Source organism: Bacillus spongiae, from assembly GCF_037120725.1.
Classification (GTDB): domain Bacteria; phylum Bacillota; class Bacilli; order Bacillales; family Bacillaceae_K; genus Bacillus_CI; species Bacillus_CI spongiae.
On the sequence record NZ_JBBAXC010000012.1, the window covers coordinates 42,120 to 56,494 of the forward strand.

Consider the following 14,375-nt stretch of genomic DNA (forward strand, 5'->3'; position numbering starts at 1 on the left):
CCTTTTTATTAAACAATTTTATTTTTATTCAACCGGATGAATAATGATATAGTAATAGAAAATAAATGAATTAAATAATATTCCAATTGGGAAACAGCTTGATAACTATGAAAAAAGCGGAAATAAAGAAGCAACTCTGCTATTTCAGAATACTAAATTCTTTTATTTTTTCTTTATAAAAAAATAATAAAAGACCTTCAGAAAGGATATAGCTTTTCTTTTTCGACACTTTTCGTTTAGGCCTCTCCAAAAGTTGAGTAGTGAAAGGGTACCGACTTTAAATACGTGCAAGAAGGTTACTAACAACTATAGTAAGGCTAAAGAGTTAGAGAAAACACTAGGGTTCACGAAGGAACATAGAAAGATAAGAAAAACAGTGTTCAGGTCACGTTGAGATTGTTGCTAAAGAAACAGCACAAAAAAGCCCCGCTAAGGACTTTTTGAATAAGTAAAATTTTTATGATTAATAAATGATACAGAGAACTTCAAATAGTGTCTTTTTTATTTATATCATTTGTCTTGCTGTCTCAATTAAAATTTCTTTCATTTGCTCCGGAGAGACTGGTTTATCAGTAATATAATCGAGTAAATAGTAAACCCCGGAATGTTCAAAGATTAGTTGACTATCGCCAAATGAACCAGCAATGTTATCGTTAATTATTATTTCTTCACCGTTATGAAGTTCAGATTTCCTGTTCGTAACCTGAAGAGAAAGTATCTGAAATTCTTTCGGGTTTTTAGATGTTGCTTGAAATGCTATTTTAATGACTTCCCCATCGCCGTTTAAGTCCTGAATGTAATCCACTGTAAACGGGTTATTTTCGAAAGGCAGTTCCTGTGGTAGCTTCACCTTAAAAGGAATCGCCTGTAGGGCAATTTCTACAGATGGCGCGTTGTACTCATCAGGCATTCCAGTTAACTGTTCCTCTTGCTCTATTATTTTGAGTAGAGAGGTGTCTAGAACAGTATTAGTTGGTGACCCATTATTAGATCCAGTTAGGTTCGAAATAACAAAATTTGTGGTTCCAATAAAAAATATAGCAACAAAAGCTGCCGAGAGTAGAGGACCTAAGAATGGTTTCTTTTTTAAGAATGGCTCTGAGCTACGGACTTTATCTTTCACTCCATTTTTCATTTGTTCATTGAAGTGAAAATTTTTAAAAACAGTGCGTTTCATGGATAATTTTAAATTTTCAAGATTCATACTAAATTTCCTCCTCACTATAAACTTCACTTAATAGTCCTTTTGCTTTATAAAACCTTGATTTAGTTGTGCTTATATTTTGACTTAAAACCTCAGAAATTTATTTTAATGTCAGTTCTTCAAAAAAATACAAAAACAAAACTTCTCTAAATTTTATAGGTAAAGATAGTACATGTTTAATAAGTTGATCAGACTCCTCTTTTAACAGAACTTCAAATTCAGGAGTTTCTTCTTTTCCTTTAACAAATAAACTAATTTTATTGCTCAATAATACTTTCCGGTAGTACCAGCTTCTTAGATAGTCCTTTGATTGATTAATAGTAATCCTGATTATCCAAGTCTTAAGGGAAGAATCACCCCTGAATTGTTCCAATTGCTTATAGGCTTTTACAAATACCTCTTGTGCAATATCTTCTGCCACTTCATAATCTTTCACGTAAGAAAAAGCAGTATACAGTACTTGGTTACCTAGATTATTCATCAGTTCTTCTAACATTTGGTCTTTTTCTATCTCTTTAAGTGACGAACCCTTTTTAATTGGCATTTTGATGCTCCTATCTCGTTTGATTATTAGGCGGTTTTATAATGAAAAAAGTTTAAAAAACACCTCCTCATTTTTTAACGAGGTGCTTTTTAAACTTTATAAATGGAATTTGCGATATCTACTAAATTTTTCCCTTTAAACTTCCCACTTTTTTTCTTTGTTCCTACAATGAAATCGGTTAAATCACTCGCTTCATCATAAAAATGAAGTAAATCACAATCACTCCCATTGGCAAAAGTAGCTTTAATTCCATTTATTAAAGTAACACCCTTAGAAGTTCTAGGCTTAGCTTTTTATCATCGGATAGGTCCAAATCAACTTATTTATTAAAACTTGGAAAGGTATACATTCTACTAGTTTCAAGTGTTTTATTTAAAATGATGTTGTTTTTCTTGTAATAATTCCCTCTAAATCTATACTATAGTGAGCAACTGAACTCTCTATTCCCTCATTGGTTGAGTCTTTGTAATTAAAATAAACTTCCCAGGCCGCCTTATAGTTACTACCAAATACAGTTTCATCCCGTAATAATTCAATGTCATTCATCTTTATATTATGATTTTTCTCTTTATTATACTTTTGAAGATCTTGTTCCAATTGTTCTGTAGCGATTTCTTCAGCCTCTTTTCTGCTGATTCCTTCTTCTTCCTTGTTGCACCCTATTAAGGAAGTCATTAGTAGTATCATTAACAAACTTAACAATATTTTTTTCATTAATCGGACTCCTCTCTTAATATATTAAGATACTTGACAGGTATCTTCATACAACGCCTTAATGTAGATGTTCTACTTTTTATTAGCTGACTATTAGACGTTTATAATTTAGGAAAAGTCTAATTTTTTTCAGAAAATTACTAAGTACGTTATTTTTTATTACCCTAATCCCATTCCATATCACAAGGATTAGTTGGGTTTAGGAGAAACCGACCGTTTTAAATTGTTTATGTTCTGGTTTTTGTCTTGATATCTTTTTTTAAGTTCATGGAGCTCTAGTTACAGAACCCTAACTCTTGATCTTGGGTCTAAATTTACTTTTTGAGATCCATTTGTCGACAATGCTTGCTGTTTTTCATATTTTATTATGTATTGTCCGTCACGCTGTAAGTGTGACGGACTCTGTTCTGCAAGTTAATCTCAGTGTTCTTTTTGTTTAAAGTTTGTTGGAGCTTTTCGATTGGGACAATGTCTCCTTTCTTCCTTACGATAAATCAACATCGACTCGCTTCGCCCCTCGTGTTTCCTTTATCTCATTCAACAGGCGTCTAGCTCTTTCGTCCCTTCTCGGTTGTTTCCGCTTTTCTTTGGCCAGCTCCAACAACCAGCGACTCGGGAGCTTGACCTTCCTTCCTTACGATAAGTCAACATCGACTCGCTTTGCTCCTCGTGTTTCCTTTATCTCATGCAGGACGGGTCTAGCTCTTTCGTCCCTTTTCGGTTGTTTCCGCTTTTCTTTTACCTGGTAGATTCTTGCTTCGTACGGTTTTAGGGTAAAACTTATTTGGTCTTCATGCTCTTCTACTATTTGGTTATTCAAAAGGAGTTGGTCATAACATAAAATATGTGAATCTTCTTTATAGGCCGCTGGTTTATTTGATAAATTCGTAATGATGATAATGCATTCATTCGCTATCGTCCGTGTGTACGCATACACTTGTTTGTCTTCAGCTAGTAACAGCTCATAAGTACCGTAACTTAAAGTCAGATTTTCCTTTTTTAGTGAGATCATTTTTTTGTAGTAGGCTAGAATAGACTCCTCATTCTTTTCTTGAGCTTCAACATTAATCGTCCTATAATTTGGATTTATTTTCATCCAAGGTTCTCCGGAGCTGAAGCCCGCATTTTTGGATTTTGACCATTGCATTGGTGTACGGCTATTATCACGCGCACTTGCCCAAATGATATCCATAATCTTTTGATGTGGTATTCCTTCTTCTCTTTTAATTCGATACATATTTTTCACTGCCACATCATCATAATCTTCAATGCTCTTAAATTGAACATTTGTCATGCCAATCTCTTGCCCTTGATAAATATAAGGGGTTCCTTGCATAAAGAAATACATGGTCGCCATAGAAGTGGCACTTTCACTCCAATACTCTTTGTCATCTCCCCAGGTAGACACAATACGAGGTTTATCATGATTTTCAAGAAATAAGGCATTCCAGCCTCGGCCCTCTAATCCATTTTGCCATCGAGTCATTATTTTTTTTAGTTCAACGATATTTACTTCCGGAGAGGTTTCGGCATCCCATAAACCTAAATGCTCAAATTGAAAGATCATATCCATCTTCCCTTTTTCTTCATCAACCCATAGATCAGCTTCTGTTGCTGATACTCCATTGGCTTCTCCAACGGTCATTACATCATAATTTCCATACGTACGTTCCTTAAATTCTTGTAAAAATTGATGAATGCCTTCCTGATTCATATGCATATCAAAGGCAGCCTCATATTTCTCTCCAGTTAGGTTTGGCATATTAGGAAATCCAGGGCGTTTCTTAATATGACTAATGGCATCAATTCTAAACCCATCGATTCCTTTTTCTAACCACCAGTTGACAGTTTCATAAAGGGCCTCACGAACATTTTTATTTTCCCAGTTTAAATCTGGTTGTTTTTTTGAAAATACATGAAGGTAATACTGTCCCGTTCGTTCATCATACTCCCAAGCAGATCCTCCAAAAATACTTTCCCAATTATTCGGCTCCTTCCCTTTTTTTCCGTCTCGCCAAATGTACCAATCGCGCTTTGAATTTTTTTTGGACGAGCGTGATTCGATAAACCATTTATGTTCATCACTGGTGTGATTAGGAACTAGGTCTATGATTAGTTTCATTCCTAGCTCATGAATATTCCGTAATAACTCGTCGAAGTCATTCATTGTTCCAAATTCATCCATAATCTCTTTATAATCAGAAATATCGTAGCCGTTGTCATCATTTGGCGATTGATAGATGGGGCAAAGCCAAATAATATCGATTCCCAACTCTTTCAGATACCCTAGTCGTGAAATAATTCCAGTTAAATCACCAATTCCATCTCCATTTGAATCTTGAAAGCTCCGTGGATATATTTGATACGCAACCGCTTCTTTCCACCATATTCTTTCCATTGCTACACCTCTATGCTCATATTCCACAAACAGACTTAGTAAATAACAGAAAATTCCTACTTTTATACAATTGTAGTTTACCGCTTACCACTATCGTTCGCAATGGAGCATTCGGTTTATTCCTTATTTTTTGGACCCCTTAAATGTTAACCTATTCTTTTTTATTGTTGACATATAGAACCCTCCCTCGTATGCTTATCATGGAAGCGTGAAACAACTTAGAGGAGAGTTTACATGAAACCTACAAACCGTTTTAGACCCATCGATTTAACACTTGCATCCCTATTTGTTGCCATGACAGCAATTGGAGCGAACATTACAACCTTTGCACCATTTATGACATTCGGTACCATTCCTATTACACTCCAAACCTTTTTCGCTGTAATGGCTGGATTAGTTTTAGGGAAACGTCTTGGTGCCTTCGCTATGCTTGTTTACATGTTAGTTGGCTTAGTAGGAATCCCTGTTTTTGCTGGAGCTATGGGTGGATTAGGTATTATTATGAAACCTACATTTGGCTTTATTCTTTCATTTATCCCAGCAGCTTATGTGGCCGGATGGATTGTAGAAAATCGTAAAGGATTTTTACCCTTTATTTTAGGGGCAGCTGTAGGGACGATCATCAACTACGTTTTCGGTACTACTTGGATGTACTTCTTTACAATATTCGGAGCAGATGCTGGAGGATTTACGTATGGCATGGCATGGAAAGTGATGCTTCCATTTATGCCGAAAGATGCAATCTTAGCTATTTTTGCCGGCATTTTTGCCACTCGTTTACATTCGACTTTTTTATCAAGAAGTCGATATTACAACCATACACATACAACCTAATTAAGGGGGAGTCTCGTTGAACTGGAATGAGCTTGCATTAGACGTTTTGAATGGAAAAGAATTATCAGATGATGAAGCATTGGCGATTTTACAATCTCCAGATGAAAGCCTCTTAGAATTACTAAACGCCGCTTACCAAGTTCGTAAATTTTACTATGGTAATAAAGTAAAATTAAATATGATTATTAACACGAAATCAGGTTTATGCCCTGAGAATTGTGGCTATTGTTCCCAATCAAGCATTTCTTCTGCTCCAATTGAGAAATACCGTATGATGGATAAAGACTCCATTATGAAGGGAGCAGGGCAAGCTGATGCACTTAATGTAGGAACGTATTGCATCGTGGCAAGTGGGCGAGGTCCTAGTAACAAAGAAATCGATACAGTCGTTGATGCCGTCAAGGAAATTAAAGACAATTACAACCTAAAAGTTTGTGCCTGCCTCGGATTATTAAAAGAAGAGCAAGCGAAGCGCCTTAAAGAGGCCGGTGTCGATCGTTATAACCATAACATTAATACATCAGAAGAACATCATGATTCCATCACCACTTCACATACGTTCAAAGATCGAGTCGATACCGTCGAACTTGTAAAAGAAACAGGTATTTCTCCTTGTTCAGGTGTCATTGTCGGTATGAAAGAATCTCATCAGGATATCATCAAAATGGCTCGGTCATTAAAGGTAATGGATGCTGACTCCATTCCAGTGAACTTTTTACATTCCATTGATGGAACTCCTTTAGAAGGTGTAGACGAATTAAACCCTCGTTTCTGCCTAAAAGTTCTTTGCTTATTTAGATTTATAAACCCTACAAAAGAAATTCGAATTTCTGGGGGAAGAGAGCATAATCTACGAAGCCTTCAGCCGCTCGGTTTATATCCAGCTAACTCCATTTTTGTTGGTGACTATTTAACAACAGCTGGTCAAGAAAGTACGGACGATCATCGTATGCTTGAGGACTTAGGGTTTGAAATAGATTATGTCAAAGATCCTGCTGTTCAATAATATATTGATGTTAGACCTAAATAGCAAAGAGGATGAATCTATGATTCATCCTCTTTTGTTTGATATCTTTCGGTTAACTCCTTCCATGATAAATCTTTAGTAGAGTATATATGCCAGTCTGCTTGTTGTAAATAGGGATAGGAACCAACTCCTATGGAAAACATATCGGTTGCTAATATTCCTGTTAAACCTGCCTCCCCGTCCTCTATTGCCACACATTCATCTGGTTCTACGTTTAATTTCTTCGCTGCAGTTAAAAATATTTCAGGGTCTGGTTTCGCCTGTTTTATCGCTTTTGGGTTCACAATCACATTAAAGTATTGAGTTAAGTCGAGCTGACGAAGCACCCTTTCAGCATTTGAAGACGATGAGGCTAAACCTATTTTTATATTTTCTTCTACTAAATCTTTTATAAATGAAATAACCCCTGGAAAAATTGCTGCATCCGTTAATTCACTAATATACTGTTGATAATATACATTGCGTTTTTCTCCAAATACTTCGATTTCCTTATTCGTAAAGCTTCGGTTGGAACGAGAGGCAAGCTCTTCCATTAAACTACGTCTTGATTTTCCTTGATATCGAAGGTTGTCTACTTCTGTAAACGGAACGCCCATTTCATCTGCTACTTTTTTCGTTGATAAATAATAATAATGGACAGTGTCAACGATTACACCATCTAAATCAAAAATGACCGCTTTCGGCGTTTTCATTCTTTCCACCCCTCCTTACAATCTGTTTCCATTATATCGATTATTTTTTTTGCGAAACCATACGTTTAATTTAATTGAATATTTATTGAAAAGCTATTTTTCTATAATAATTCGTGTTAATCCGTTCTATTTATTGGAATATATCATCCTTAAAGAGGAAATAATAAGTCCAAAACCTGATCATGAAGGAGTGTTTGCGAATGAACCATTCTATGCCAAAATACCCTTTCTCTTATTGGAGAGAAAGCGTCAAGCTTCCTACTTATCCAACCCTAGAACAAGATATTATTGTCGATGTAGCAATTGTTGGGGCAGGGATAACTGGAATTACAACAGCATATTTACTTACAAAGGCTGGGATGAAAGTCGCTTTACTGGATGCCGGGAAAGTCATAAATGGAACGACCGGCCATACTACAGCCAAAATATCTGCTCAGCATGGTCTAATTTACGATGAATTGATTCACCATTTCGGCAAAGAACAAGCAAAGCTCTATTATGAAGCCAATTCAGAAGCACTAACATTTATTAAAGAACGAATTCAAGAACATCAAATTCAATGTGATTTTACCGAAGAGGATGCTTATGTCTATTCCGTATCGAATAAATATGAGGAAAAGGTAAAAAAAGAATTCAAGGCATATGAACAGCTTGGTATTGACGGCGAGCTAGTTAATGAGTTGCCGATAGACTTAAACATTCACAATGCTATCGTAATGAAAAAGCAAGCACAATTTCATCCCGTAAAATATTTACTCCCCTTGCTCCAGTTTATCACTACGAATGGTGGAAAAATATTTGAAAACACAACCTGCTTGGAAGAAATAACAGACGACGGAATACGAACTGTCCACACAAAAAACGGTTCAAAAGTAACATGCGATCAAATCGTTGCATGCTCTCACTTCCCTTTTTACGACGGCAATGGATTTTATTTTGCTCGCTTATATGCTGAACGCTCCTACTCAGTAGCGTTAAAAATCCAAAGTGACTATCCAGGTGGAATTTATTTAAGCGCTGATGAGCCAAAACGTTCCATAAGATATACGGAAGCGAACGGGGAAAAGCTTCTATTAGTCGGGGGAGAAAATCATAAAGTAGGACAAGGAGGCGATACCTTATTACATTATGAAACCCTACAGCGCTTTGGGGAGGAATTATTTGAACCAGTCGATTTTCCCTATCGTTGGTCTGCGCAAGACTTAATGACATTAGATAAAGTCCCTTATATCGGTCATATCACCAAAAACAAGCAAAAAGTTTTTATTGCTACTGGGTTTCAAAAATGGGGAATGACAAACGGAACCATCGCTGCAAAGATCATTACAGATTCGATTTTAAATAAACCTAATAATTATGAGAATCTTTATACCCCTTCTCGCTTTAAAATTGATCCAAGTTTGAAGACATTTGTGAAGGAAAATACGAATGTTGCGTACCATTTCATTGAAGGAAAGCTCGGTGGAGACCGAAAGCCATTGGATCAACTTTCCTTTGATGAAGGAGCTGTTATTACGTTTAACGGCAAACGAGCAGGTGCATATAAAGATGAACAAGGACAGATTCACCTTGTCGATACTACCTGCACCCACCTAGGCTGTGAAGTAGAATGGAATCATGGCGATCGCTCTTGGGATTGTCCCTGCCACGGATCTCGATTCTCTTATAACGGAGATGTCTTAGAAGGACCTGCCGATCAGCCATTGAAGAAACTAGGGGAATAAGGTATTAATATTTACTTTAGGCTGCTTTCTAAAAGGTTGTTGCTATTGAGTATGAAAATCGGCGTATCCTATGTTTGATTTAGGAATATGCCGATTTCAATTATATTATTGCTGAGGATTAGATTCAATTAAAGCCCTGTTTTGTTAAATGGAGATTTATTCAAACATTAAGATTTTAGGGTCTTTTTCACAACAGTGAACAAGCATAGAGTGTAATTGTCCCCTATGATGATAGACGTGTGCTAATATCTCTAATAACCACTCATATCTAGTGTAAGTCAAACCCCAATAAGAAGTCGTTGTCTCCATAAGTTCTTCAGCTGATAGATTTAAATATTTCTCTTTTAAAGCCCTAAAATTCGTAGTTAAACCTTCAGTTATCGAATCCAGTGTCTGATAAGACACACCTGAGTAAAAACTTATCATTTCTTCTTCGGAAGCTTCATTAGAAATACGCCAATCAGCTTCAAAAATTACTGCTATATGTTCTAATAATTCTCCAATTGATTGTTTGTCAGGAGTAGGTCGCTCTTTCAAATCTTCTTCATTTAAATTATTTAATATTTTTATTATTGTATTTACGGCTACTTCTATTTGATGAAATACACTTTTACAATATATTTCCCTCACCACATTTCGTTTAAGAATATTGCCTAATTAACTAAAGGGAGACAGCAGCATAATAAGCTACTCAACTTAAAAGATATGTTTTTATTAATCAGATTAAAATGAATTTATATGTTTCGTACAGTTATATAAAATACACTCCCATTTGTCCTTTATATTATTAATTATTGTAATTGAAGTATTATCGATATATGTCTGCTGGAATTTCTGTGGAAGTAACTGCTGGAATGTTAATCGGAATAAAATAAAAAAGCAACAATTTATACGAAAACAGCCTAACTTTAAACTCTGGCGATAGTAGGGCTATACTTTCATTTGTTTGACAAAAATCCAATAAATTCACTTCAAAAATCTACATCCCCATAAGCTGTAAAACACCTCTGGATATGGTCATCCTTAAATGACCATCCAGAGGTGTGTCTTATTAATCGCAGTAATTATGCTTAACATTATTTTAGTATAAACAATGACTAAAGAGGTAGTAGTTAAAATAGTATTCTACTAAATTGCTTTACGGCAAAGGCTTTGGATTGTAGCTCGTACCCGTCCAATCCGTTAACTCACTAATCACTCTCCAAAGTTCTGGAAAAAATTCTTTTTTTGCTCCTCTTTCAAGTGCTTGAGCTGGAACTCCTTTCAAACTATTCGTATGGAGACCAATCATACGGCGCACAAGCTGAATGTGCTCATATCGATACGATTGAAACCGTTCATCAAATTCATGGAGGTTTTTCATGAGTTCATATAAAGGATAGTGTTTATCTGGATATTTATGTAGATCAAATACGGTTAATGTGTGTTTTTGTAAAATATCTTCGAATGGTGCCCATAAGGTTGGACCTAACGTTAAGATTTTATTAAACCCGGGCGAATCTTGTCCGCTTCCTTTTCCAAGGGCTAAGCGGATACTGTGATAATTCTTAGGAGAAATCTCTTTGATGATGTCAAACGTGTGAGGTAAATGTTTCAAATGTAAATGAATTCTTCTTAATTGGGACGATGCTTCAATGATTTCTTCGTTAATCATATGTTCTTTGGCCATGTGAATACTTTGAAGAATGAGTTTAAAATGTAACTCTGAGATTTGATGAATCATTTGAAAGGTTAGCTCATCATCACAGCTTCGTTCATCGGACGTTTTTTGCAACATTAACAGTTCTTCTGTTTTAATATATTTCTCATAATCTGTAAGTTGTTTATTCATTTCCACTTCCTCCTTCATATTTCAACTCTCGCAAGACTGCTCTGACTGGGCTTCCATCCCCACCAGCGATAGGTAGAGGCATAGCAACTAGCTCATAATTTCTCGGTTGTACTGCTGTGAGATCAATTCCTTCTAATATATGAATCTTGCATTGATTCAATTCATGGTGAGCCACTAGCTCTTTGCTTGAAATAGGGTCAACAGAAGGGACATCCACTCCAATGAGGAGTACCCCTTTTTTAACTAAACAATTGGCTACTCCGCTTTCAATGGGTGGAATCACTTCAGGAAAAACCGTTGTATCCGTCCATTTATTTGTTTTGAAAAGCACGCGCTGAACGCCATCGAGTTCCAGGCTATCTACTAGCTCCTTAGTTATCATCGGCTGTCCAGATACATCAACAACCTTTGCGGTTCCCCAATAGATAGTTAAATCTAATTCGTCAATTTTCTTACCTTCTTCATCAAAGTGATAAGGAGCATCTACGTGAGTACCACTATGAACGCTCATTTCAACTTTCCCTACATTGACGGATCCGCTCTCTAACTTAGTCCAAGCCATGTCAAAAGAATACGGCGTATCTCCTGGCCATACTGCTGTTGTTTGATGTAATTTTCTCGAAATATCATATAATTTCATGTTAAACACTCCTATTATGCAATAATATTTCTCTTATTTTCGTACCTTTCATATTTTTTGTTTACCATAATGTCCTTCAATAATCGAATGGTTTCATACACATCCTCATAGGTGCAATAAAGTGGTACAGGTGCTAAGCGAATAACGTTTGGTGATCGAAAATCTGGAATAACCCCTTCCGCTTTTAATGCTTTACAAATTCTTGCTGCTTCTTCATGCTCTAGAGAAATATGCCCCCCTCTAGTATGATCGGTTGTCGGATTTCCAATCGTAAACGAAAACTCCTCTAACTCTTCCTTAACAAGGTTCATTAAGTAAGTGGTTAACGATAATGACTTCTCTCGTAGCTTTACAATATTTGCTTCATTTATAATCTCCAATGCACCAATTAAAGGAGCAGCACTTAAAATATGAGGCGTCGCTATTTGAAAAGCGCCCGCTGTCTCAGCTGGGATAAAATCATGCTTCATATCAAACTGAACCGTCTTATTTGAACCAAACCAACCCGCTAACCCTGGCTCAATTCCATGATGCTTTTCATTCACATATAAAGCGCCAACTCCACCTGGTCCGCTATTTAAATATTTATATGTGCACCAATAAGCAAAGTCAACATCCCACTTACTAAAATAATGTGGGATAGCACCAATTGAGTGACAGCCATCAAAACCTATTAGGATACCACGTTTATGAGCCTCTTTTGTTAAGTATTCTATATTTAATAGCTGACCACTTCGATATAATACAGTTGGTAAAATAATAAGAGCAACCTCATCTGTCATTGCCTGAACAATATCCTCTTCCTTTAAAAATCGACCGTTCTCACTTTTTACTTGAACGAGGTGTTCTTGTGGGTCATATCCTTTTTGCTTTAACTGGCTTTTAATGGCATATATATCCGATGGGAAATTTAGCTCATCGCATAAAATTTTAGTCCTTTTTCCAACGGGTTTATAAAAAGTAGACAATAGCTGATGAAGATTCACTGTTGTGGAAGCGGTTACAATAACCTCTGTAGTTTTTGCCCCAACAAGTGGTGTCATTTTCTCCCCTAAAAACTCCGATAAATAAAACCATGGATAATCGCCTTCCGTCCATCCATCAATCCCTAATGTTTTCCATGATTCCATCACCTTTAATACTGCTTGCTCTGAACGTTTCGATAAAAGTCCAAGAGAATTGCCATCTAAATAAATGGTATCCGGTTGAAGATAAAATTCGTTTCGAAAGGATGCCAGCTTGTCTTGTTCATCTAATGATACTGCATACGATATAGGCGTTTTCATAATTAGCCTCCCTCTACAATCTCTTCCTTTTCAAGGTAAAGGACAGTAGCATAAATGTCAATATTTTCTGACTCCTACATTCCTAATTCGTTTTGTTTTATAAGAAGCTCTATCATTTTCACGGGAATGCTTAGTAATTTCGTCCTATAGTATCTTTTTTTACATTGGACGTAAGAGTGAACATAGAATTGTTTTTCTCTTTACTTCTGCCCTCATCACAATAGAACTTGTTCTAACCCTACTTTTTAGCAGTTGTTCCTTTATTCGGTTCCAAAAGAGGATGGCCCTTTTGTATACAAACTAGCTATTAGTATAGCTCGCGTCAGTAAAGAACATATTTCATGGCAGTGATAACGATTCAACCTGTTATTAAGGGAATAATTGCTAGGAAGACAACCAAAATATTAAATAGTACTATCCCACCATCTACCACCTAATTACCTTTAAAGTTTTTACTTTTTTTGAAAGGAATTATGAAGAATGGAAATAGAAAACATAAAAGTTATCGTCTTTGACCTTGATGGAACACTCTATGAAGATACTCACCATTTTGATTATTATGCCAAAAGGCTAAACGAAAAAGTTAATTCCCCCTATAAGGCTCATTTTGGAATTGATTATAAAAAAGCCAAAGACGGCAAACACCCTCTTCGCATTGGGAGAGTATATGATATATATGAAGACCTTATTCTCGTTCATCACCATTGCCAAGTAATAGCCGCTTACGAATGGGATGGGAGAGAGGTTCCAAGGGAGAAAGTGACCCACCATTATTTAAGCCCCATCGTACTAGACTTTGACACCATGCTGAATATTGGTGATTTGTGGTGGATTCCTGCGGCCATTGCTTATCACTATGGAGTTACAAATAATCAAGTAGAAAAGGCTTTTTTAGAAACGAGAAAGTTTATGATGAGGGATGAATTTCAACTACAAAAAATTGCACACTTTAAAGGAGTTTTACAAGAGCTTCGTGACCACACTAAACTCATTTTGCTCACCAATAGTCCAGAGCCTGATAGCAGGGTCATTCTACAAAAACTAGGGCTCCAACATACGTTTCATCGCACAACCTTTCTGGCAAAAAAACCAATTGATACGAAAAAGCATTTCACAGCAATCAAGCATATATTTGGTGTGAAATATAATGAAATCCTTAGTATAGGAGACAATTGGATAAATGATATTCTTCCTGCGGGTGAGCTCGGATGTTTGACCATGTACATAGACCCTCATAACATCGGGCAAGAAAATGCTGCTGATTTAATCGTACCTTCTATTCGAGATGTCATTCCCCTCTTAAAAAAACGAACCTGCTTCTAACATTGAAACAGGTTTGTTTGTATATCTTTACTCCCTTTTTGAAAGCCTCCCATACTATTCATTTCTTTGCTCAAGAAAAAAATAAACATGCTTTACTTTTGCAGAATGATTGTATACAATACTAACTGTATTAATACAAATAGTACAGTTAAAAGATA

The 14,375-nt window shown here is 36.1% G+C and carries 13 protein-coding genes; 4 read left to right on the plus strand and 9 right to left on the minus strand.

Annotated features, from left to right (window positions below; translation table 11 throughout):
- Window positions 1–505: 505 nt before the first annotated feature.
- The 4 genes from WAK64_RS14695 to WAK64_RS14710 form a co-directional block, all read right to left on the minus strand.
- Window positions 506–1,204, minus strand: a complete 699-nt coding sequence (locus WAK64_RS14695; protein WP_336587748.1) for a hypothetical protein — start codon at window positions 1,202–1,204, stop codon at window positions 506–508.
- 100 nt (window positions 1,205–1,304) lie between these two features.
- Complete coding sequence (locus tag WAK64_RS14700) at window positions 1,305–1,748, minus strand: sigma-70 family RNA polymerase sigma factor (protein ID WP_336587749.1); 444 nt, start codon at window positions 1,746–1,748, stop codon at window positions 1,305–1,307.
- Between the two features lie 372 nt (window positions 1,749–2,120).
- A complete protein-coding gene (locus tag WAK64_RS14705; RefSeq protein ID WP_336587750.1) occupies window positions 2,121–2,462 on the minus strand; it encodes a hypothetical protein in 342 nt (113 codons plus the stop codon).
- 634 nt (window positions 2,463–3,096) lie between these two features.
- On the minus strand, window positions 3,097–4,860 hold the full coding sequence (locus WAK64_RS14710) for a glycoside hydrolase family 13 protein (protein WP_336587751.1): 1,764 nt from the start codon (window positions 4,858–4,860) through the stop codon (window positions 3,097–3,099).
- Window positions 4,861–5,094: 234 nt separating this feature from the next.
- On the opposite strand from WAK64_RS14710, the gene WAK64_RS14715 reads away from it, so the two are divergent.
- Both WAK64_RS14715 and bioB read left to right on the plus strand, forming a co-directional pair.
- A complete protein-coding gene (locus tag WAK64_RS14715) occupies window positions 5,095–5,694 on the plus strand; it encodes a biotin transporter BioY (protein ID WP_336587752.1) in 600 nt (199 codons plus the stop codon).
- A 16-nt stretch (window positions 5,695–5,710) separates the two neighbouring features.
- A complete protein-coding gene (gene bioB / locus WAK64_RS14720; RefSeq protein ID WP_336587753.1) occupies window positions 5,711–6,700 on the plus strand; it encodes a biotin synthase BioB in 990 nt (329 codons plus the stop codon).
- 38 nt (window positions 6,701–6,738) lie between these two features.
- On the opposite strand, the gene pgmB is transcribed toward bioB, so the two are convergent.
- The gene (pgmB, locus tag WAK64_RS14725) at window positions 6,739–7,413 is read right to left on the minus strand and encodes a beta-phosphoglucomutase (protein WP_336587754.1); all 675 of its coding nucleotides are present in this window, start codon (window positions 7,411–7,413) and stop codon (window positions 6,739–6,741) included.
- 200 nt (window positions 7,414–7,613) lie between these two features.
- On the opposite strand from pgmB, the gene WAK64_RS14730 reads away from it, so the two are divergent.
- Window positions 7,614–9,137, plus strand: a complete 1,524-nt coding sequence (locus WAK64_RS14730; protein ID WP_336587755.1) for an FAD-dependent oxidoreductase — start codon at window positions 7,614–7,616, stop codon at window positions 9,135–9,137.
- 156 nt (window positions 9,138–9,293) lie between these two features.
- Here WAK64_RS14730 and WAK64_RS14735 read toward each other — a convergent pair whose 3' ends face one another.
- The 4 genes from WAK64_RS14735 to kynU form a co-directional block, all read right to left on the minus strand.
- Complete coding sequence (locus WAK64_RS14735) at window positions 9,294–9,758, minus strand: DinB family protein (protein ID WP_336587853.1); 465 nt, start codon at window positions 9,756–9,758, stop codon at window positions 9,294–9,296.
- Window positions 9,759–10,275: 517 nt separating this feature from the next.
- Window positions 10,276–10,968, minus strand: coding sequence for a tryptophan 2,3-dioxygenase family protein (locus WAK64_RS14740; protein ID WP_336587756.1), 693 nt, complete (start codon window positions 10,966–10,968; stop codon window positions 10,276–10,278).
- Window positions 10,961–11,608: an arylformamidase gene (kynB, locus tag WAK64_RS14745; protein ID WP_336587757.1), complete on the minus strand. Its 648-nt coding sequence runs from the start codon at window positions 11,606–11,608 to the stop codon at window positions 10,961–10,963. The genes WAK64_RS14740 and kynB overlap by 8 nt, the downstream gene beginning before the upstream one ends.
- Window positions 11,609–11,622: 14 nt before the next feature.
- Window positions 11,623–12,894, minus strand: a complete 1,272-nt coding sequence (gene kynU, locus WAK64_RS14750) for a kynureninase (protein ID WP_336587758.1) — start codon at window positions 12,892–12,894, stop codon at window positions 11,623–11,625.
- 480 nt (window positions 12,895–13,374) lie between these two features.
- Between kynU and WAK64_RS14755 the strand changes: the two genes are divergently transcribed.
- Window positions 13,375–14,217 carry an HAD family hydrolase gene (locus tag WAK64_RS14755; protein ID WP_336587759.1) on the plus strand — a complete coding sequence of 281 codons (843 nt, stop codon included), beginning with the start codon at window positions 13,375–13,377 and terminating at the stop codon, window positions 14,215–14,217.
- Window positions 14,218–14,375 lie beyond the last annotated feature (158 nt).